Genomic DNA, 20,267 nt, shown 5'->3' on the forward strand with positions numbered 1-20,267 from the left:
CATGCGCCGGGTAACGGCAGTAGCCTTGACCCCGTTCGGGGACTCATGATGAGTCGCAATGCGTGATGTGGCGCGGGTTTGCGCTAGATTGTCACTTGCAACTGATCAGGAGGCTTGCTATAAAACCTCCACTTGTTGTGGCCAGGGAAATCGGCGCCGCAGCGATGTTCGATAAAAGGGGAATATAAGAGTGAATAAATCTCAACTGATTGACAAGATTGCAGACGGTGCTGATATCTCCAAAGCCGCTGCTGGCCGTGCGCTGGATGCTTTCATTGACGCCGTAGGTGAAGCACTGAAAGAGGGTGACCAGGTTGCTCTGGTGGGTTTCGGTACTTTCGCCGTGCGCGAGCGTGCTGCCCGTTCTGGCCGTAACCCGCAAACTGGCGCGACCATCGAAATCGCCGCTGGTAAAGTTCCTGCCTTCAAAGCCGGTAAGGCCCTGAAAGACGCGGTCAACTAAGTCCGGGCGCTGATATCACATCGGCCACCGTCCTTGGTCGCAGACCAGACAAGTGAGAGGGCTCTCCCTCATACTGATTGACCAAGGCGCATCGCAATCGGTGCGCCTTTTCATTATTTACGCCCATCGAGTTCGGGAGCATAAGTACACACATGATGTTGGATAAACTACGCGAAGGGGCGCAAGGCAAGGTAGCCAAGGTTATCTTGGGCCTGATCATCCTCTCCTTTGCCTTGGCCGGTGTAGGTAGCTACCTCAATGGCCCGGCACGTACCGCCCCCGCCACCGTCAACGGCAATGAGATCAGCTCGGCTGCGCTGGAAAATGCCTATCGTAACGAGCGGGCCCGCATGGAATCCCAAATGGGGGAGTCTTTCAGCCAGTTGGCCGCCAATCCCGCTTACATGAAGCAGTTCCGCCGCGGTGTGCTGGACCGACTGATCGATCAAGCCTTGTTTGACAGCAAGGCTCGCGAGCTGGGTCTGCGCGTCAGCGACGAGCAGATCAAGCAGGCCATTCTCGCCATGCCGGAGTTTGCCGAAGATGGCAAATTCAACAATGACCGCTACCTGCAGCTCATTCGTCGTGCCGGCATGACTCCCGAGATGTTCCGTGACTCCCTGCGCCAGGACATGGTGCGTCAGCAGCTGATGGGCGCCTTGCTGGGCTCCGAATTTGCACTCAAGGGTGAAGCCGAGCAGCTCGACCGGCTCTACAACCAGACCCGCGATCTGCGCCTGGTGCGTCTGGCTGCTGCCGCCTACCTGGGAGATGTTCAAGCCTCCGATGAGGAAGTGGAGCAGTACTACAAGACCAACAGCGCCCGTTTCATGAACGACGAGAAGGTCAAGGTCGACTATCTGCTGTTGGATGCCGCCACCCTCGGCAAGGATATCCAGGTCACCGAGCAGGATGCCCAGGATTACTACGATCAGCACCAGGACCTGTTCCAGCGTGCCGAGCGTCGCCGTGTGGCGCATATCCTGATCCCATTTGGCAAGGACGAGAACGCGGCCGAGCAGAAGGCTGACGCCTTGCTGACCCAGGCCCAGGGGGGGGATGATTTCGCTGCGCTGGCCAAGGCCAACTCTTCCGATACCTTCTCCGCCAAAAAAGGTGGCGAACTGGACTGGTTCGAGAAAGGGGTGATGGATCCTTCCTTCGAGAAGGAGGCTTTTGCCCTGAACAAGGCGGGCGATCTCTCCACCGTGGTGAAGAGCCCGTTCGGCTTCCACATCATCAAACTGTTGGGGGTTGAAGCTGCCCAGACCAAGCCGTTTGCCGATGTGAAAGCAGACACCATCAGCCGTCTGCAAGCTGACAAGGCCAAGGAGCTGTTCTTTGCCGAGCAGCAAAAGATGGCTGACAGCAGCTTCGAGAACCCGGATTCGCTGGACTTTACCGCCGATACCATGGGGATGAAGGTACAATCTTCCGATTACTTCACCCAGGCGACGGCGCCAGCTCCGCTGAACGATCCCAAGGTTCTCTCCGTTGCCTTCTCCGAGCAGCTGCGCGATGACAACACCAACTCCGACGTGATCGAGCTGGCGGATGGCAAGGCCCTGGTCATGCACATCACCGGCCATCAACCGAGAGCGGCCAAACCGCTGGTGGAGATCAAGGAGCAGGTGATTGCTGCCATCAAGCACGACAAGGCCAGTGAAGTGGCCCGTGGCAAGGCGCAGGTTCTGCTGGACAAGCTGAAGGCCGGTGAGAACATTCAGGCCGATCTGACCGCACTGGGTCTGAAGGTGGAGACGCACAGCGGCGTTGTCCGCTTCACTCAGGATATGGATCAGAACCTGCTGGCGCAGGCGTTCCGTATGCCTCATCCGCAGGATGGCAAGCCGAGTGTCGAGCTGGTGACCGAAGCCAATGGCGATCGTGTTGTGGTGGCCCTGGACAAGGTCAACGTGCCCAAGGAGCCATCCGAGATGGTCAGCCTGCTGCAAGGCCAGCTTGGCCAGGGCAGGGCCCAGGCGAGCTACCAATCGCTGATCGAAGAGTTGCGCAAAGCGGCCAAGATTGAGTACTTCACCGATGTGGAAGCCACCGTCGAATAAACCCGACCGGTTCTCATCCATTGAAAACGGCTCCGTGATGGGGCCGTTTTTTTATGGCTATGTCCCAATTACGTGTTGCATGGGGCGCCCCAGCGCCTCATGCAAACATGCTTTGATATTTACGCCTTTTCCGTAACGCTCCAGCATCCTGCGCCAACCCAGGTAGTTCTTCAGGTAGTGCGTCGCCACGCCATGGAACCGCTCCATCCACTCTTTCAACCGATGGTGATACCCGTTTACGTGCTGGATGTGATACGCACCGACCACCCGTTCGCCTTGACGATTGCGCACCACCTGATGGGTTACACCCTGTTCTTTGCTGAAACAGGCATACACACCCGCTCCATCGCTACACAGCACCGCATCCGGTGACACCAACGGCTTCAACACCGCGATGACCGTCTCGGCATCTATTTTCTCCAACTGGAAATCCGCATGGTGGCCTTCACGGTCTTGTACCACCATCACCGGGATGTAATCTGGCCCGGTTCCACGAGTTCGACCTTTACCACCGCGATGACGTGCCGGACGCGGCAGTCCCCGCTGCCCCTTGAACGATTCAAGGAAGAAGGTCTCATCAACCTCAACGATGCCCTCTTCCCGGGTGGCCTGATGGGTTGCCATCGCGCGCAAGAAGCGGTGACGCCAGAGGAACGCGGTGTTTTTGCTGACCCCACAGCGCCGCGCGGCTTGGCGGACAGTCAGTCCCTCGATGAGGGCTTGCGCGTAGTCTTCCCAGCACTGGGCTTTGCGCAACCGTGCCAGAGGAGTTTTAGTCAAAACGGTGCTGGTGCGCAGACACAGTTTGCAACGGTAGCGGCGCAGTCCCCGACTCCATCCCCAGGGTGCCAGCTGGGTGACATCAGCCTGACAATGTGGGCAGCCACTGCATGCCGGTAACTGAGTATTGAGCGAGGTAATGGTGTGGGGTGCAGTGAGCTCCTGCTGAGCAACACGGCGCTGGCGCAGGGTTAACTGGGGAAAAAGGGACAACAGGTGTTGAAAGGCTGGGGTATCCATGATGGTAGACCTCAAGGTGATGGCCTACTTCAAGATTAGCCTTTCAACACGTAATTGGGACAGAGCCTTTTTTATCTGTTGGGGTGGTGCTGAAGTCGTTATGTTGGCTGCGTTGGCTATACGCGACCAAGATTGACCATCAGCAGGGGACGATAGCCGACCATAAAAAAACCGGCAATCGCTTGCCGGTTGTTTCGATGGAGGCGCCTTGACAGGCGAAGCTTACACCACGCCCTGAGTGCGCAGGTAATCCTCGTAGGTACCGCCGAAGTCGCGGATGCCGCTCTCGGTCAGCTCCATGATGCGGGTCGCCAGGGACGACACGAACTCACGGTCGTGGGAGACGAAGATGAGGGTCCCTTGATACATCTCCAGCGCCAGGTTCAAGGATTCGATGGATTCCATGTCCAGGTGGTTGGTCGGCTCATCCATGATCAGGATGTTGGGACGCTGCATCATCAGCTTGCCGAACAGCATGCGACCCTGCTCGCCACCGGAGAGTACCTTGACCGGCTTCTTGATGTCGTCCTGAGTGAACAGCAGACGACCCAGCACGGAGCGTACCGCCTGCTCGTCTTCGTTGGCCTGTTTCCACTGGGCCATCCAGTCGAACACGTTGAGATCGGTGTCGAAATCGTCGGCGTGATCCTGGGCGTAGTAGCCGATCTGGGCGTTCTCAGACCACTTGATGGTGCCGCTGTCCGGTGCCAGCTCGCCCATGAGGGTCTTGATCAGGGTGGACTTACCGATGCCGTTGGTACCCAGAATGGCGACCTTCTCGCCCACTTCCAGCATCATGCTCAGGCCCTTGAACAGGGGCGCCTCACCATAGCCTTTGGCAACGCCTTCCACTTCCAGGATGTTGCGGTAGAGCTTCTTCTCCTGCTCGAAGCGGATGAAGGGGTTCTGACGGCTTGAGACCTTCACTTCCTCAATCTTGATCTTGTCGATCTGCTTGAGGCGGGAGGTAGCCTGGCTGGATTTGGAGGCGTTGGCGCTGAAACGGGAGACGAAGGATTGCAGATCGGCGATCTGGGCCTTCTTCTTGGCGTTGTCAGAGAGCAGACGCTCGCGGGCCTGGGTGGCGGCGGTCATGTAGTCGTCGTAGTTGCCCGGGTAGACGCGCAGCTCGCCGTAGTCCAGATCCGCCATGTGGGTACAGACCGAGTTCAGGAAGTGGCGGTCGTGAGAGATGATGATCATGGTACTTTCACGATCGTTCAGTACCTGCTCCAGCCAGCGGATGGTGTTGATGTCCAGGTTGTTGGTCGGTTCGTCCAACAGCAGGATGTCTGGGTTGGAGAACAGCGCCTGCGCCAGCAGCACCCGCAGCTTCCAGCCCGGCGCCACTTCGCTCATGGGGCCGTTGTGCAGCTCGATGGGAATACCGGCACCCAGCAGCAGCTCGCCTGCGCGGGCCTCGGCGGTGTAACCGTCATACTCGGCGACCAGACCTTCCAGCTCGGCGGCCTTCATGTAGTCGTCGTCGGTGGCTTCCAGGTTGGCATAGATGGCATCGCGCTCGGCAATGGCGGCCCACAGCTCGTTATGTCCCATCATGACCACGTCCAGCACGCGCATCTCTTCGTAGGCGAACTGATCTTGGCGCAGCTTACCGATGCGCTCATTGACGTCCAGGCTCACATTACCGCCAGTAGGCTCAAGGTCGCCACCGAGGATCTTCATAAAGGTGGACTTGCCACAGCCGTTGGCGCCAATCAGGCCATAGCGGTTGCCGCCGCCAAACTTGACGTTGATGTTCTCGAACAGCGGCTTGGCGCCGAATTGCATGGTGATATTGTTGCTGCTTAGCATAGGGTTTAAATAAAATCCTTAATTATCAATGCATTATTGCACTGGTTAGAAACTTTGGGGCGCTATTGGAGCACATGCCCATTTTTTGTATTGCACTCGAAATCAGGTCGGCCTCACTGCGGATCCGATCCATTCTCCATAGACCTCTTGCAACATCCTTGCTGAGCTGGGGCCCATTTGTTCAGCTATGAAAGCAAGATTTCCGTGAGCAGTGATATTCCAACTGGCAAAGTATGCCGAAGTTGATAGGCACGACGATACCGCCCCCCTGACTTTTTGATTGCAGCCCGCCATGGCGCCACCAGGAAAACTGCGGAGTAAAACGGTGCTCTACCTGGTACAAACGTGGTTGGACGAAATACTGGGCGCAATGTTTGGCGCACGATCATGCCACCTAGTAGGTGCATGTCAATCTTTGCGTCCGAAAGAGCCCCAGTTATCTTCAATTGTTCCTGTCATGCGGCCAGCGCCGGCGGCATCAGATGCACTATTCGTGTGTGATTTGCCTTCGGCAGTTTGCATCGCATCTTCTGTTGAGTGATGGTGCATCGGAGGTGGAGCACGCGCTGCGCAACATCGGCATCCTCCCAGCTAACAGCGCGTAACTCACCACAGGGCGGATGCCGGTATAGGCCATCACCAATAGCATGTTCCTGAATGGCTTGTTAGAGGTCACCTACAGCAGGTTTTGACACTGCCTGTGCTCGAAAGGGTCTGCATACTTTCCTGCACTTCATTTTGCCGTATGCACACGGACATTAAGTTCCCTTTCCAAACATGCAAAGGTGGTATTTGTCTGGTGAGCCTCGATGTTTGTCGGCTGTGTAAGTTACAAGACCGGGCCAGGAAAGGGCGGGGGAGGATTGATTCGGGGTATTACCACCGGATTTTTTACGCGCTCCGGCAGCATCTTTGGACGCCCTGACATTGGGGCCGTCAGGGCATCATAGGTCAACGTCGATGAGCACCCATTGAGCAGCGGTTAGCTGGTCACTGCATACATTGCTCTTCAGCTGTTGAGAAAATATGAGCTGACATCGTTATCACTTTAATAACACAGCCTAAGCCTTACAAATAATCCTCGATCTTAGCTAGGGTTAGGTCAGGACGTAGAAGCCCTCCCATGGCAGCCTTAGCGATGGCTTGATAGCGGTTCACCGAGTTTGTTTTCTGCACAGCTTCCTTGATGTGGTAATTCACAGTCCTCGCAGAAAGTGAGAGTATTTCGCCCATCTCTTCAGCCGTTTTTCCTTCACTGGCCCAAAATAGGCACTCTACTTCGCGAGCACTCAATGCTGGCGTCCGCTCTGTCGAGCTAACGACTCGGATCCCAGCATTAAATATGTAGTCTGTAACCCACCGTAATATTGGACTGACCGCCTTGATATCCAAATTATTCTCTTCAGTGATGAAAGACAAGATTCCTGACTCCCCACCAGTACCACGAAATGGGAAGGAAACACCATCATGCAAACCACATGCTTTCGCCTCAGCCATCAATGCCAGGGCGCCATTGGGGAGAATTGGCTCAAGATGGAGGTCTTGCCAATAGATTGGCAATAGTCGCTGCATGGCAAGATAGATGACGGGGTCTCTTGACAACATGTTTTCTTTGCCATAGCGATTGACCCAGGTCTCATTGCAATGTGAAAAAATAATGGCTTTAGGGCGAGTTAGGCTCTGAGGGACCATCAAGGCGAAACGATACTGGTTGAACCCCATCGTCTGCGCAAACGCCATCAGAGCCTGATTGAGTTCAACGTCAGTCTTAATTTGGTTGAATGTCTCTACAAATCTTGTAATGTCCACTCGGACTCCTTGAGCTTGAGCCCATAGTAAAAATGACAATGTAATTAATCGTGTTGACTAATTGTATTGTCGCAGCATGAGCTTGCTACAGCCTGAACATTATTGAGTAATTGGTCATTTTAATCAAAAATAAATTGCATGATGACTTTAATAAAGGCTCTGTCCCAATTACGTGTTGAAAGGCTAATCTTGAAGTAGGCCATCACCTTGAGGTCTACCATCATGGATACCCCAGCCTTTCAACACCTGTTGTCCCTTTTTCCCCAGTTAACCCTGCGCCAGCGCCGTGTTGCTCAGCAGGAGCTCACTGCACCCCACATCATTACCTCGCTCAATACTCAGTTACCGGCATGCAGTGGCTGCCCACATTGTCAGGCTGATGTCACCCAGCTGGCACCCTGGGGATGGAGTCGGGGACTGCGCCGCTACCGTTGCAAACTGTGTCTGCGCACCAGCACCGTTTTGACTAAAACTCCTCTGGCCCGGTTGCGCAAAGCCCAGTGCTGGGAAGACTACGCGCAAGCCCTCATCGAAGGACTGACTGTCCGCCAAGCCGCGCGGCGCTGTGGGGTCAGCAAAAACACCGCGTTCCTCTGGCGTCACCGCTTCTTGCGCGCGATGGCAACCCATCAGGCCACCCGGGAAGAGGGCATCGTTGAGGTTGATGAGACCTTCTTCCTTGAATCGTTCAAGGGGCAGCGGGGACTGCCGCGTCCGGCACGTCATCGCGGTGGTAAAGGTCGAACTCGTGGAACCGGGCCAGATTACATCCCGGTGATGGTGGTACAAGACCGTGCAGGCCACCATGCGGATTTCCAGTTGGAGAGAATCGATGCCGAGACGGTCATCGCGGTGTTGAAGCCGTTGGTGTCAGCGGATGCGGTGCTGTGTAGCGATGGAGCGGGTGTGTATGCCTGTTTCAGCAAAGAACAGGGTGTAACCCATCAGGTGGTGCGCAATCGTCAAGGCGAACGGGTGGTCGGTGCGTATCACATCCAGCACGTAAACGGGTATCACCATCGGTTGAAAGAGTGGATGGAGCGGTTCCATGGCGTGGTGGATTTGACCCCATAGGTCCAGACACTTTTTCCCGCTTAGGGTTGTGATACCCGACTGCGCAGAAATTCCCGGGGTGAACGGTATCCCAAGGCGCTGTGCGGGTGGTGCTCGTTATAATGCTCAAACGCGATGGCCAAATTGCCTACCGCTGTTCGGCTATCTGGTTTCGGCATCATCTCGATATAGTCTCGCTTCATCGTCTTCACGAAGCTCTCCGCTATACCGTTGCTCTGTGGGCTTCTCACCGCCGTCGTTCTGGGCTCCAACCCGATTTCTCGTGCAAACGCGCGGGTCTCATGGGCTCGATACGCCGAACCATTATCTGTCAGCCATTCTACCGGTGATGCCGGCAACGCATCCCCGAAGCGACGTTCGACAGATCTCAGCATGACATCTTGCACTGTGTCACTGTCGTAACCCCCGGTACTGGCCGCCCAGTCCAACGCCTCCCTATCGCAGCAGTCCATGGCGAACGTGACACGTAGTTTTTCACCGTTATCACAGCGAAATTCAAAGCCATCCGAGCACCAACGTCGATTGCTCTCTTTGACGGCAACACGCCCCTTATGTGCCTGCTGGGCCAACGGTGCCGCCGGTTTTCTTTCCAGCAGCAGGCCATGATCGCGCATAACGCGATGTACCCGCTTAGCGTTTACTACAGGCAGTCGTGTTGCCTCTGACTGACGCCGTAACAGCGCCCAGACCCGGCGATAGCCATAGGAGGGAAGCTCTGCCATCGCCTCCATGATACGGCCAAGTAAGGCTGCATCATCACGCTGGCGATGATGACGACCATCTTGCCAACCCGGTTTTCGATGAACACGAACGGATAGTTGCGCACGCGATACATTAAGAGCCTGGCTCACTGCACTTAATCGTCGTCCCCCGGCAACAAGGGCGCATGCGCAATCCATTTTTTTGCTCGGCCATACTCCACGGCTTCTTTGAGGATCTCGTTCTCCATGGTCTTCTTCCCGAGCAGACGCTGGAGCTCTCGGATCTGCTTGATAGCCGCAGCCAACTCGGAAGCAGGGACAACATCCTCACCTGCGGTGATCGCTGTGAGAGAGCCCTCCTGGAATTGTTTGCGCCATTTGAAAAGCTGGTTGGCGTTGACGTCGTGCAAGCGAGCAACATGAGAGACGGTCATCCCGGGCTCAAAGGTCTGCTGCACGATGGCGATCTTTTCTTGTGGAGTCCGGCGTCGACGGCGCTCGACCCCTGTTAACACTTCGACCATCTTCTCGTTGTGACTCGCGGGTTGGGACTCAAACTCTCTTAACTGACTTGCATTAAGCCCTTGTAGCCCGCTTTCTTATGCCAGAGCCGTAAGCAGTCAGAGCGGGGTTAATGGGATGGGCGGTGGACCTGGGGCGTTCAGTTTGTTTATCGCGCTCATATACGCCATCATTACTCCCACTTGGCCGCTGTAGTTACGCAGACTGATTTTCCCCGCCAGCCATTGTTTAAACCGGCGCATCGCCGTTTGCGCCAGCGAGCGACGGTAGAGTTGCACTTATACCTGTCTCAGATGGTTCATTTTTGCGGTCACTTTTGTCGTGTATAACGCCAACGACGATCTATTTTTAAAAAAATTGACCCACATCCCAAAAACATCTGATTTTTAGCAAGTAAATGATAAATCACTCACATTTTTTAACCTCATTTGGTATTATCAGTGGCATGATCCCCATACCTAATTCAGCGCATGCCGATAAAGACATCGTCCTGCCATGAGGGCGCAGCAATCTAAGCGTAAGCTTCATCAGATACCTCCCGAATAGACAGTGGTGTCCGGGAATCAACAGCCACCTATTCAAGCAGCTAGCGGGAAAATTCAAACATTTTTTGGGGTGTTTAAGTCAATGAAAAAACTATCATTTATTGCAGTGGCACTGCTTGCAACAACCTCTGTCAATGCTGAGATCATCAAGATCCCAACTCAATCTGGTTTCTCAGGTTTTGTCATAGGGGGGGTCGGCACCCTTGAGTACAAATCGAATATGTACAAAGGCCCGAATGATGACAATGACCGCCATGCTGGCTTGTTCAACTCACCAGAAAGCCACTCTTCTGTGACGCCGATTTTTGGTGCAGATCTCCGTTATACATTTGCAGAGACGCGTACTCAGCTGTTCCTTGGTAACCTTATCCAAGATGCGGTGCGTTTTGACTTCACCCAGCAATTAGGTGTGCGTCAGCAGATGGGAGATAAAGGGATTGTAGCTCTGGCTTACGTTTTCCCGCTGCTGCCGGCAGATACTTGGTCTGACCCCTATGCAGAAGGCAATCGCCATGAGACAGACATGAAGTCCGGGGGGGGCCGTTTAGCGTGGGATCAGATTTGGGGAACCCATTTCAACACTTCCTTCACCATGCGCAAGTTCGATATTTCTGAGGAGCGGAGCGGTCAGAGCCTGGGCCTCAGCAGCGCACAACGCGACATGCTAGATCGTAACGGCACCACCAGTGATGTTACTCTGTCCTATGACTGGATCTTTACCCCCGGCCACGTGCTGCGCCCAGAGCTGGTATACAGCAAGGGTAGTTTCGATGGCAGTGCCATGAGCTATGATAAGACCCAAATCCTGCTGTCTCACGGCTACAACAACAGTCAGTGGTCATTGGTCAGCAACATCTATCTCGGCCAAATGAGCTACGATGAAGTCAATCCCATCTTCGGTGACAAGGCTGATTCTGACGAGTTTGGTATCAGCGCGAGCTTCTTTTGGCACCGCTTGTTTGACGTGAAGGGACTCAACGGATTAATCAGCGCCTCTTATAGAAAAAGTGACTCTGACATCAACTTTTATGATGCCAGTATCAGAAGTATCAATACTGGTCTTGTTTATCATTTTTGATGAAATGGGACCCCACAACGCCAGCTGCAATGCTGGCGTTTTCAATAGGAGTTGCAACCGAGTTGAACGCCCCCACACCACGCAGACTTTTTACAATACATATAGTGTCACTTTAAGAGAATCAGTCAGATGAGTCTGACTTCACCGTGCTTTCTGACGGGTGCGGGTGGTATTGCTGACACAGCCATTGACTAGGGCGCAGAGCGGCATATTCATCAACTCGAACAGGGAGTCGAGCAACCCCTGAGTCGCTCGCAAAGTCAGGTTGAAAATACCCTTGATCATCAGGAAGATGAGATGGCTTGGCCGGTATAGACCTGACTGCGGCCCCGCCTCCCCGGTAGGTTCTGTTCAAACCGCGTCTATTTGGGCAACCATGCTTCTTCCAACTCCTTGAGGAAGCTATCAGGGAGTCATCCATCCCCGAAAATGTTAGCAAGAACAGTGAGCCGTGCCCATTGCACTCGGGTTGCCGCTCATGATGGGCAACTATGAAAAAAGCCGGCACGGGGCCGGCTTGCAAAGGGGAATTGCGCTTAGTGAGCGGTGGCGCTGGAGGCGCCGAACCCGGTTTGTGAGCGGACGAACTGGGGCAGGAACTTGGCGTGTTCCTCGGCTGCATTCTGCGACTTGTCGGTGACCGAAAACAGCCAAATCCCGATGAAAGCCACTGCCATGGAGAAGAGGGCTGGGTACTCGTAGGGGAAGATGGCCTGGGCATGGCCCAGCACCTTCACCCACACGGTCGGGCCCAGGATCATCAGGCTGACCGCACTGATCAGCCCGAGCCAGCCACCGTAGACGGCGCCACGGGTGGTCAGGCGTGACCAGAACATGGAGAGGAACAGCACCGGGAAGTTGCAGCTGGCCGCGATGGAAAAGGCCAAGCCCACCATGAAGGCGATGTTCTGCTTCTCGAACAGGATCCCCAGACCAATGGCGACCACCCCCAGCACCACAGTGGTGTACTTGGAGACGCGCAGCTCGTCGGTTTCGTTGGCCTTGCCCTTCTTGATGACGCTGGCATAGAGATCGTGGGAGACAGCCGAGGCGCCCGCCAGGGTCAGGCCAGAGACCACCGCTAGTATGGTGGCGAACGCGACGGCCGAAATGAAGCCGAGGAACAGGCTGCCACCGACCGCATCGGCCAGGTGAATGGCCGCCATGTTGGTGCCGCCCAGCAGGGCGCCGGTGGCATCCTTGAAGGCCGGGTTGGTGCTGACCAGCAGGATGGCGCCAAAGCCGATGATGAAGGTCAGTATGTAGAAGTAACCGATGAAGCCGGTGGCGTAGAACACGCTTTTGCGCGCTTCCTTGGCATCGCTCACGGTGAAGAAACGCATCAATATGTGGGGCAGGCCGGCGGTGCCGAACATTAGGGCCAGGCCCAGCGAGATGGCGGAGATGGGGTCAGCGACCAGACCGCCCGGGCTCATGATGGCGATCCCTTTCTCGTGCACCTTGACCGCTTCGCTGAACAGAGCGCCGATATCGAAGTTGACCGATTTCATCACCATGATGGCCATGAAGCTGGCACCGGAGAGCAACATTACCGCCTTGATGATCTGCACCCAAGTGGTGGCCAGCATGCCGCCAAACAGCACGTAGAGCACCATGAGTATGCCGACCAGCACCACGGCGACGTGATATTGCAGGCCGAACAGCAGCTCGATGAGCTTGCCTGCTCCCACCATCTGAGCGATCAGGTAGAGCGCGACCACCACCAGAGAGCCGCTGGCGGAGAGGGTGCGAACCTCGGTCTGCTTGAGACGGTAGGAGGCCACGTCGGCAAAGGTATATTTGCCGAGGTTACGCAGCCGCTCCGCGATCAGGAACAGTATGATGGGCCAGCCCACCAGGAAGCCGATGGAGTAGATGAGGCCATCGTAGCCTGAGGTGTAGACCAGGGCCGAGATGCCGAGGAAAGAGGCGGCGGACATGTAGTCACCGGCGATGGCCAGCCCGTTCTGGAAGCCGGTGATGCGACCGCCGGCAGCATAGTAGTCGGAGGCCGAGCGGTTGCGCTTGGAGGCCCAGTAGGTGATGAACAGGGTGCCCGCCACGAAGATCACGAACATGACGATGGCCGAGATGTTGAGGGGCTGGCGATGGACTTCACCGGTCAGCGCGTCGGCCGCCAGCAGGGGGGAAGAGGCCAGCGAGGCCAGCAACAGCAGAGACTTGCCTTTCATGACTGTACTCCCTTGAGGATCTTCTGGTTCAGCTCGTCAAACTCGCCGTTGGCCCGGAACACATAGATGCCGGTCAGCACGAATGAGGCAAGGATCAGCCCCACCCCGACCGGGATGCCACGGGTGATGGTGGAGCCTTCGCTCAAGGGGGTGCCGAGCCAGTCGGGGGCAAAGGCGATGAGCAGGATGAAGGCCAGGTAGAGCCCCAGCATCAGGATGGAGAGGGTCCAGGCGAAGCGCTGACGTTTGGTGATCAGCTCCTGGAAGTTGGGATCTTGCTGGATCCGGAGATAAGTTTGCTGTTCCATTGCAGTGCTCCATGACATTGAGTGTCAGCGGTGGATGAAGGGAGGCCCCTACCGAGCAGCAGATCTGCTCATGTAACTGAAATGTGAATTAAATGTTTCTTGTGGGCAATTAGACTTTGGGATAAGTCAATGGGCCGCCTTGAGCCAGACGCAGGTAGATGAGGCCGGTCGTGATGGCGTCACTCAGGGCGTCGTGAACGGGCAGGGGGGGCAATGCCAGATGCTGGCAGATGGCGGCCAGATGCAGGTCGATGGCCGCGTCGGGATAGCGCCGATAGAGGCTGTCGTGATAGAGGCGGCTCACCTCTATGCCCCGCTGGGGCAGGGTTAGCCCCCACAGTTTCTGGCAGGCCAGGTTGAGAATGCGCAGGTCGTAGGCGATGTGATAACCCACCAGTTCGCGCGGGCCGATAAAGTCGAGCAGCTGGCGCAGCGCGGCTTCCAACGTTAATCCCTGTTGCAGATCCTGATGACGCAGGCCGTGGATCACCACAGACTGCGTGCTCAGACTGGCGGGCGCTTGCACCCGCAAGGAGAGGGCCTCTCCGGTGATCAGCCGGTTGCCCTGGATGCGCACTGCGCCGATGGAGACTATCTCCGCCCGCTCGGGATCCAGGCTGGTGGTCTCGAAATCGAGGGCAATCCGCTCATCGCCCGGCGGTAGGGTGAAGAGTGGAGCGAACTCCCCCTCACGGAAAGCGCGGCCAAGCCAACGGCGTCGCCAGTGGTTCCACATGCCTATTGTCTCAGACGAAAGTGCAAGGTGAGCCACTGCTGGAACTTCTTCACCTGATGCAGCGCCTGGCGCAGTAGATCCCGCTCGCCGTGACTGAGCTCACCTATCTGCACCCGGCTGTCGCCCCCCTTGAGCTGGCTGCGCAGCCTCAAGCGGATAAAGAGCCGGAACGCCTCCGCCAGATTGCTGCCATAGCTGGCACTGAGCCGATCGCACGCTACCAGCGCCTCGATACGCCCCAGGGTGGAGGTCTCCAGAATGGCCGCTTCCAGCGCCAGCATGCGGATGCCGTGCACCAGAGGGAAGAGGCCACCCCGCTTGAGATCCAGCCCATCCGGCGCCCGCTCCAGCCTGCCAAACAGGGTGAGCGGGGCATGAAAGGCCACCGCCGGCCGCACCATCTCCGCCAGCAGATCCCGCCGATCGGCCAGTTGCTCCCGCAGCTTGCGGGCGATGGGAGGCAGCAAGTTGCGATCCCCGGCGATGGGGTGGGTATCGGCCAGGGTGGCGAGCCAGAGCAAGTCAGTCTCGCCCGCGTTGACGCAGGCCCGCTCAATCTCCTGTTGCCACTCGTTGACCTCTTTCACCCAGTTCGGGTTGTTGACCATCACCCGGCCGGGGCAGGGCGGATAACCGAGCCGTTCCAGCAGGGCGCTGAAGGCGGCCAGATCCGCTTGCTGATCCGGCCAATGCAGGCCGGTGGGCAGGATCAGGGCATTGTCCTGATCGGTTTTCTGGATCTGCTCGCCGCGTCCCTCCGAGCCCAGCATCAGCAAACACACCTTGTCCTGTACCTCGGGGGGGATCAGCAGGGCAAAGGCCTTGGCGATCAGCTGCTCGTTGATGGTGGCGATGAGCCTCATCAGGAAGGCGGTGTGGATCCCCTGGGCAAACAGCGAGCGGGTCAGTTGCTGCTGCTCGCGGGCCACCGCCTCCAGCGCGGGCAGGGAGTCTGCCCGGGCGATGCGCAGCGTCAGCACGTGGGAGTGAGTCGAGAAGAGCCCCAGCACCTGAGTCAGTTGCAGGATCCCCGCTACCTCGTTGCCGCGCCACACCACCAGTCGCTTGATGCGGTGACGGGTCATCAGCAGCAGGGCATCAAACAGATAGCTCTCCAGCGGCAGACCAATCAGCTGCGTGGGGGTCAGCACCGAAAGGGGCGCGGTGAGCGGCAACCCCTTGAGGGTCAGGGCGTGGAGCAAGGTCTTGCGGGTCGCCAGGGTGAGCGAGCCGTCGTGGGCGGGGTAGAGCAGGCAATCGGTGCCTTGCGCCACCATGGCTTCGGTGGCCGCCAGCAGGCTGAGCCGGTTTTCGACGACGAGCGGCGCCTGCAGATGGTCGGGTTCTATTCTGGTCAGAATAAATTCCGCCAGATTTTTCTGGCCCAGCCGTTCCCGTTGTGACTGCTGTTGTTGCCGCTCGGCCAGATTGGCGGTGAAGTAGCTGGCCAGTGCCGGCGTCTGTTCACAGAGGGCCAGAAAGGTGTGGCGGGGGATCAGTTGGCAGAGTGTATCTTCCAGCGCCGTGAAGTTGTGGCGGCAGCGACCGTCAAACTGGGCCCGCACGTCGAACAGATCATCGGCCCCGTAGTCACCGAAGTGGTGGTGAGGCGCGGACTCCTCTACCGTCCCCTTGATGATGAGATAGAGGCCTGGCGGGACATCGCCGGCATTGAGCACCACCTGGCCCGCGCGGAAATAGCAGATGGAAAGGCTCTGCGCGAGCCGCTGGTGCGCCTCGGCGTTCAGGCAGTCAAACGGCGGGCGGGCAAAGTTGAACAGAGTGGTCATGGCAATCCTTGGCCGGTGGCGTCAGGTCAGTCTGACAAAGCGGTGGCGTGTGAGCTAGCCGACTTTAGTCGCACGCAGCATCTGCAACGGGAAACGGATGCCCTCACTGTACCTGGTGATCACACTCTGATAACGTTGTGGTATGACCAGTGAGTCAATGACAGGGATCAAGGAGAGGACAAGGGAGATGGAAAAACCAAGGGTCAAGTGCGAGATCCGGGACGGTATCGCCGAAGTGATGCTGGCGCGGGGGGACAAACTCAATGCGCTGGATAGAAGCATGTTCGGCGCCATCGACGAGACGCTGCGCCAGCTGCAGCAGCACAAAGGGTTGCGGGCCGTGATCCTGCACGGTGAGGGACGTGCCTTCTGCGCCGGACTGGATGTGAAGTCCATGCTCAAGCAGCCGGTGGCGGCGCTCGACATCCTCAAGCGTGAGGCCGATGAAGCGACCAACCTGGCCCAGCGGGTGGCCTACGGCTGGCACCAGCTGCCGGTGCCGGTGATTGCGGTGACCCAGGGGGTTTGTTTCGGTGGCGGCCTGCAAATTGCGCTGGGGGCTGATTTTCGGTTCAGCACCCCGGATTGCCGCTTCTCGGTGATGGAGATCAAGTGGGGCATTATTCCCGACATGAGCGGCAGCGTCACCCTGCGCAACCTGATGGGGGTGGACACGGCCATGGAGTTGGCCATGAGTGGGCGCGAGCTGGATGCCGTCGAGGCCAAATCCCTCGGGCTGGTGAGCCGGGTCTGCGAGGACCCGCTGGCAGAGGCGCGCGAGTTCGCCAGGACGCTCATCACCAAGTCGCCAGATGCATTGGCGGGGATCAAGCAGCTCTACCATCAGGCCTGGGCGCGCAGCGATGAGGTGATGCTCAAGGAAGAGACCCGTTTGCAGAGACAGATCCTGGGGCGGCCCAATCAGTGGCGCGCCACGTTCAACAGCCTGTTTCGCTGGCGCTTGCCATTCGGGCCGAGGCGCAATCCGCTCTGACCGCGAGCAGATAAAGTGCAAAAGAAATGGCAGCCGAGGCTGCCATTTTTATCGATGTCTTATGTCATTGCGGTTCAGGAGATCTTGCGATCCGGCTCGAACGGGTGGCCGGCCTTCTCCTGTTCCAGGTTGTCTTCGGAGCGGTGACCCATCCAGTAGTCGGCGTTCTTGATGCCGAGTTTTTCCGGGTGGAACACGGGATCCTGCCCCTTGGCCTGCTGGGCTTCATAATCCCGCAGGCAGGCGAAGGCGGTCTTTTGCAGCAAGAGGATAGCGATGATGTTGAGCCAGGCCATCAGGCCGACCCCGATATCACCCAGCCCCCAGGCCAGATCGGCGGTCTTGACGGTGCCATAGACGGTGGAGGCCATTAGCGTCAGCTTGAGCACGAAGGTCAGCCAGGGACGGTTCACCTTGCGGTTGATGTAGGCGATGTTGGTCTCGGCGATATAGTAGTAAGCGACTATGGTGGTGAACGCGAAGAAGAAGAGCGCGATGGCCACGAACATGCTGCCAAAGCCGGGCATCATGCTCTCCATGGCGGTCTGCACATAACCCGGGCCCGCTGCGATGCCGGCAATGCCAGTATAGAGGGCGACGCCATCCGGTCCCTGTACGTTATAAAGGCCTGTGATGAGCAGCATGAAGCCGGTGGCAGAGCAGACGAACAGGGTATCGATATAGACGGAGAACGCCTGAACCAGACCCTGTTTGGCCGGGTGGCTCACCGCTGCTGCGGAGGAGGCGTGTGGCCCTGTACCCTGGCCCGCTTCGTTGGAGTAAACCCCGCGTTTGACCCCCCACATGATGGCCAGACCCAACACGGCGCCAAAGCCGGCATCAAAGCCGAAGGCACTCTTCCAGATCAGCAGGATCACGCCCGGCAGGGCCGTGATATTGAGGGCGATGATGACGCAGGCCACTATGATGTAGCCCAGCGCCATAAAGGGCACCACTGTACTGGCGAAGCTGGCGATCCGCTTCACACCACCGAAGATGATAAAGCCGAGCAGCAACGCCAGAGCGGCGGCGGTGACGTTCGGATCGATATCAAAGGCAGTTTGCAGGCTGGAGCCGATGGAGTTGGCCTGCACCCCCGGCAGCAGCACGCCGCAGGCGAAGATGGTGGCGATGGCGAAGGTCCAGGCATACCACTTCATGCCGAGCCCTTTCTCGATGTAGAAGGCCGGTCCGCCGCGGTATTCGCCGTTGATCTTCTCCTTGTAGACCTGACCCAGGGTGGACTCCACGAAGGCGGAGCTGGCGCCGAAGAAGGCGACCATCCACATCCAGAACAGGGCGCCCGGGCCACCGAAGGTGATGGCCGTGGCGACACCGGCGATGTTGCCGGTACCGACCCGGCCAGCCAGGGTCATGGCCAGCGCCTGGAAGGAGGAGACACCGGCATCCGTGCTCTTGCCGTCAAACATCAGCCGGATCATCTCCTTGATGTGACGCAGTTGCAGGAAGCGGCTGCGCAGGGAGAAGTAGAGGCCTACCCCCAGACACAGAAAGATGAGCGCTGGGCTCCAAATTACCCCATTGATGGCATTGACGATCTCATTCATGTACAACAACTCCTTTGTCGTGCTGTCTTGGCGGGGTCTGCGCCCCGCTCCCTTAAAATAGTGGGTGACCAAGAGGGTCATTTCATCGTGTGCGGGACTTTCAACTGCCAAGTCCGCGGGTTTTAACATATCCATTTGTTCGTGGGCTTCCCAGTGAAATATGTTGTTAACTTGTTAATTTGTGAATTGACATTAACAAATGGCCGATTTGACTGGACACAATACGGCATAAGCCCCTTATCATCGTCGTTTGCACCTCGATGTATGGAGGGGGCTGAGACAGAGCAAAATGGAGGCCAACGATGAAGATGGACAGTGAAGAGTGGCAGATCCGGCCCGCCGCGCAGGCGGATGCCGATGCCATGGCGCAGCTGTTCGGGCAGCTCGGCTATCCGGCCAGCACGGCCGAGGTGGGCGAGCGCGGGGGTAGGCTGGATCCGGCTACCGAGGTGCTGCTTGCGTGTCATGGGACTGACGTGGCGGGTGTGCTGGTGTGGCACCGCCTGCGGCCATTGCATGTTGCACCAGACTGGGGCCTGATCTCGGCGCTGGTCGTCGATGAAGGTGCAAGGGGGGTGGGTGTGGGGGCTGCCTTGCTGGCGGCGGCAGAAGCCAGCGCCCTGGCGCAGGGTTGCAGCCAACTGGAGTTATCCAGCAGTCTCAAGCGTGAAGAGGCTCATCGCTTCTATCTGGCGCAGGGCTACCTTGAACGCCCGAAACGGTTCGTGAAATTATTCTGATCAGCAAGAGGAGTCTGCGTGTTCTGGTCCAGGTTATGGAGTCTGTTTGGTGGCGCATCCCGGCAGGAAGAGAATGCCCCGGGAGCGTTGGAGTGGCAGCAAGCACTGGCGGCCGTGCCCATTTTGCAAGGATTTACCCGCAGTGATCAGCTGAGGCTGGTTGCGCTGGCGCAGCAGTTTCTGGCTCGCAAGACACTCACCCAGATTGGCGTCGAGCTCACTCCTCGCCAGCAGGCGGTGCTGGCCCTGCAGGCCGTGCTGCCCATTTTGCATCTGGGGCTCGACTGGTATCGCGGTTTTCACGAAATCATCCTGATCCCCGAGCCGGTAACTCGCCGTCAGGAAGTGCAGGATGAGTTCGGTCTGGTAAGCGAGTGGGAAGAGGAGAACGCCGGTGAGTCCTGGCCGCAGGGGCCGCTGGTGCTGGCCTGGAGCGAGTTGCAGCAGGATGGGGATTGGGATGGGTTCAACCTGGTGATCCACGAACTGGCCCACAAGCTCGACATGCTGGGGGGGGAGGCTGATGGTGCGCCACCACTGCCGGCAGGCATGGAGCCGCGCCAGTGGACCCAGGCGTTGCAGGGGGCATTCGATGCCATGAACGCCCAGCTGGCCCGCGACGAGGTGACCGCCATCGATCCCTATGCCGCCGAGCATCCGGCCGAGTTTTTTGCCGTGTGCTGCGAGAGCTTCTTTACCGATCCGCAGCGCTTGCAGCAGGTCTATCCCGCGGTATACCGGCAACTAAGCCAGTTCTTTAGCCAGGATCCCGCCCTGCGTTTTCCGGCGACCCGCTTGTTGGCGGGAGAGGCGCAAACGGGGTCACTTGTCTGATAACCGATCCGC

15 protein-coding genes and 2 pseudogenes are annotated in these 20,267 nt (G+C 57.7%); 7 read left to right on the plus strand and 10 right to left on the minus strand.

The genetic code is table 11. The annotated features are described in order from the left end of the window. Window positions 1-190: 190 nt before the first annotated feature. Both hupB and ppiD read left to right on the plus strand, forming a co-directional pair. Window positions 191-463: a nucleoid-associated protein HU-beta gene (gene hupB / locus WJM78_RS09205; RefSeq protein WP_005315375.1), complete on the plus strand. Its 273-nt coding sequence runs from the start codon at window positions 191-193 to the stop codon at window positions 461-463. A 152-nt stretch (window positions 464-615) separates the two neighbouring features. Further along, window positions 616-2,529 carry a peptidylprolyl isomerase gene (gene ppiD / locus WJM78_RS09210; RefSeq protein ID WP_339015266.1) on the plus strand — a complete coding sequence of 638 codons (1,914 nt, stop codon included), beginning with the start codon at window positions 616-618 and terminating at the stop codon, window positions 2,527-2,529. Window positions 2,530-2,586: 57 nt separating this feature from the next. Here the strand turns inward: ppiD and WJM78_RS09215 are convergent, their stop codons facing one another. The 3 genes from WJM78_RS09215 to WJM78_RS09225 all read right to left on the minus strand — a co-directional run bounded on the left by WJM78_RS09215 (window position 2,587) and on the right by WJM78_RS09225 (window position 7,173). After that, on the minus strand, window positions 2,587-3,549 hold the full coding sequence (locus WJM78_RS09215; protein WP_339014202.1) for an IS1595 family transposase: 963 nt from the start codon (window positions 3,547-3,549) through the stop codon (window positions 2,587-2,589). 222 nt (window positions 3,550-3,771) lie between these two features. After that, window positions 3,772-5,364 (minus strand): ABC-F family ATPase, encoded by a 1,593-nt coding sequence (locus tag WJM78_RS09220; protein WP_042037417.1) that lies wholly within the window; start codon window positions 5,362-5,364, stop codon window positions 3,772-3,774. Between the two features lie 1,068 nt (window positions 5,365-6,432). Next, window positions 6,433-7,173, minus strand: coding sequence for a LuxR family transcriptional regulator (locus WJM78_RS09225; RefSeq protein WP_052449365.1), 741 nt, complete (start codon window positions 7,171-7,173; stop codon window positions 6,433-6,435). Window positions 7,174-7,395: 222 nt separating this feature from the next. On the opposite strand from WJM78_RS09225, the pseudogene WJM78_RS09230 reads away from it, so the two are divergent. Next, window positions 7,396-8,229, plus strand: a pseudogene (locus WJM78_RS09230) (IS1595 family transposase); the annotation flags it as partial. Between the two features lie 38 nt (window positions 8,230-8,267). On the opposite strand, the gene WJM78_RS09235 reads toward WJM78_RS09230, so the two are convergent. Continuing rightward, a protein-coding gene (locus WJM78_RS09235; protein ID WP_265453242.1) for an IS3 family transposase occupies window positions 8,268-9,472 on the minus strand; the annotation gives its coding sequence in 2 pieces (ribosomal slippage) (window positions 8,268-9,154 and window positions 9,154-9,472; 1,206 coding nt in all). Between the two features lie 625 nt (window positions 9,473-10,097). Between WJM78_RS09235 and WJM78_RS09240 the strand changes: the two genes are divergently transcribed. Next, window positions 10,098-11,093, plus strand: a complete 996-nt coding sequence (locus WJM78_RS09240; protein ID WP_339015272.1) for a DUF2860 family protein — start codon at window positions 10,098-10,100, stop codon at window positions 11,091-11,093. Between the two features lie 159 nt (window positions 11,094-11,252). Here the strand turns inward: WJM78_RS09240 and WJM78_RS09245 are convergent. The 5 genes and pseudogenes from WJM78_RS09245 to WJM78_RS09265 all read right to left on the minus strand — a co-directional run. Then, window positions 11,253-11,434, minus strand: a pseudogene (locus WJM78_RS09245) (transposase); the annotation flags it as partial. 195 nt (window positions 11,435-11,629) lie between these two features. Continuing rightward, window positions 11,630-13,285, minus strand: a complete 1,656-nt coding sequence (locus WJM78_RS09250; RefSeq protein ID WP_042037419.1) for a cation acetate symporter — start codon at window positions 13,283-13,285, stop codon at window positions 11,630-11,632. Then, window positions 13,282-13,593 (minus strand): DUF485 domain-containing protein, encoded by a 312-nt coding sequence (locus WJM78_RS09255; protein ID WP_275930314.1) that lies wholly within the window; start codon window positions 13,591-13,593, stop codon window positions 13,282-13,284. The genes WJM78_RS09250 and WJM78_RS09255 overlap by 4 nt, the downstream gene beginning before the upstream one ends. A gap of 109 nt (window positions 13,594-13,702) precedes the next feature. Further along, a complete protein-coding gene (locus WJM78_RS09260) occupies window positions 13,703-14,329 on the minus strand; it encodes a 3'-5' exonuclease (protein WP_339015274.1) in 627 nt (208 codons plus the stop codon). Between the two features lie 2 nt (window positions 14,330-14,331). Continuing rightward, complete coding sequence (locus WJM78_RS09265; RefSeq protein WP_339015276.1) at window positions 14,332-16,119, minus strand: putative nucleotidyltransferase substrate binding domain-containing protein; 1,788 nt, start codon at window positions 16,117-16,119, stop codon at window positions 14,332-14,334. Window positions 16,120-16,306: 187 nt separating this feature from the next. On the opposite strand from WJM78_RS09265, the gene WJM78_RS09270 reads away from it, so the two are divergent. Then, window positions 16,307-17,113: a crotonase/enoyl-CoA hydratase family protein gene (locus WJM78_RS09270; protein WP_042037423.1), complete on the plus strand. Its 807-nt coding sequence runs from the start codon at window positions 16,307-16,309 to the stop codon at window positions 17,111-17,113. A 74-nt stretch (window positions 17,114-17,187) separates the two neighbouring features. Here the strand turns inward: WJM78_RS09270 and WJM78_RS09275 are convergent, their stop codons facing one another. Further along, on the minus strand, window positions 17,188-18,681 hold the full coding sequence (locus WJM78_RS09275) for an alanine/glycine:cation symporter family protein (protein ID WP_042037424.1): 1,494 nt from the start codon (window positions 18,679-18,681) through the stop codon (window positions 17,188-17,190). A gap of 302 nt (window positions 18,682-18,983) precedes the next feature. Here WJM78_RS09275 and WJM78_RS09280 point away from each other — a divergent pair, with 302 nt between their 5' ends. Continuing rightward, on the plus strand, window positions 18,984-19,421 hold the full coding sequence (locus WJM78_RS09280; RefSeq protein ID WP_108535741.1) for a GNAT family N-acetyltransferase: 438 nt from the start codon (window positions 18,984-18,986) through the stop codon (window positions 19,419-19,421). 18 nt (window positions 19,422-19,439) lie between these two features. Next, window positions 19,440-20,255, plus strand: a complete 816-nt coding sequence (locus tag WJM78_RS09285; protein ID WP_339015278.1) for a M90 family metallopeptidase — start codon at window positions 19,440-19,442, stop codon at window positions 20,253-20,255. Window positions 20,256-20,267 lie beyond the last annotated feature (12 nt).

Origin of the sequence: Aeromonas popoffii (assembly GCF_037818705.1) — a bacterium.
Lineage (GTDB): Bacteria > Pseudomonadota > Gammaproteobacteria > Enterobacterales > Aeromonadaceae > Aeromonas > Aeromonas popoffii.

What these genes read in the sequence shown, in the direction of transcription:
- ppiD (WP_339015266.1), top strand. Translation starts at nt 616, where the DNA reads ATGATGTTGGATAAACTACGCGAAGGGGCGCAAGGCAAGGTAGCCAAG.
- WJM78_RS09215 (WP_339014202.1), bottom strand. Translation starts at nt 3,549, where the DNA reads ATGGATACCCCAGCCTTTCAACACCTGTTGTCCCTTTTTCCCCAGTTA.
- WJM78_RS09220 (WP_042037417.1), bottom strand. Translation starts at nt 5,364, where the DNA reads ATGCTAAGCAGCAACAATATCACCATGCAATTCGGCGCCAAGCCGCTG.
- WJM78_RS09240 (WP_339015272.1), top strand. Translation starts at nt 10,098, where the DNA reads ATGAAAAAACTATCATTTATTGCAGTGGCACTGCTTGCAACAACCTCT.
- WJM78_RS09250 (WP_042037419.1), bottom strand. Translation starts at nt 13,285, where the DNA reads ATGAAAGGCAAGTCTCTGCTGTTGCTGGCCTCGCTGGCCTCTTCCCCC.
- WJM78_RS09255 (WP_275930314.1), bottom strand. Translation starts at nt 13,593, where the DNA reads ATGGAACAGCAAACTTATCTCCGGATCCAGCAAGATCCCAACTTCCAG.
- WJM78_RS09260 (WP_339015274.1), bottom strand. Translation starts at nt 14,329, where the DNA reads ATGTGGAACCACTGGCGACGCCGTTGGCTTGGCCGCGCTTTCCGTGAG.
- WJM78_RS09265 (WP_339015276.1), bottom strand. Translation starts at nt 16,119, where the DNA reads ATGACCACTCTGTTCAACTTTGCCCGCCCGCCGTTTGACTGCCTGAAC.
- WJM78_RS09270 (WP_042037423.1), top strand. Translation starts at nt 16,307, where the DNA reads ATGGAAAAACCAAGGGTCAAGTGCGAGATCCGGGACGGTATCGCCGAA.
- WJM78_RS09275 (WP_042037424.1), bottom strand. Translation starts at nt 18,681, where the DNA reads ATGAATGAGATCGTCAATGCCATCAATGGGGTAATTTGGAGCCCAGCG.
- WJM78_RS09280 (WP_108535741.1), top strand. Translation starts at nt 18,984, where the DNA reads ATGAAGATGGACAGTGAAGAGTGGCAGATCCGGCCCGCCGCGCAGGCG.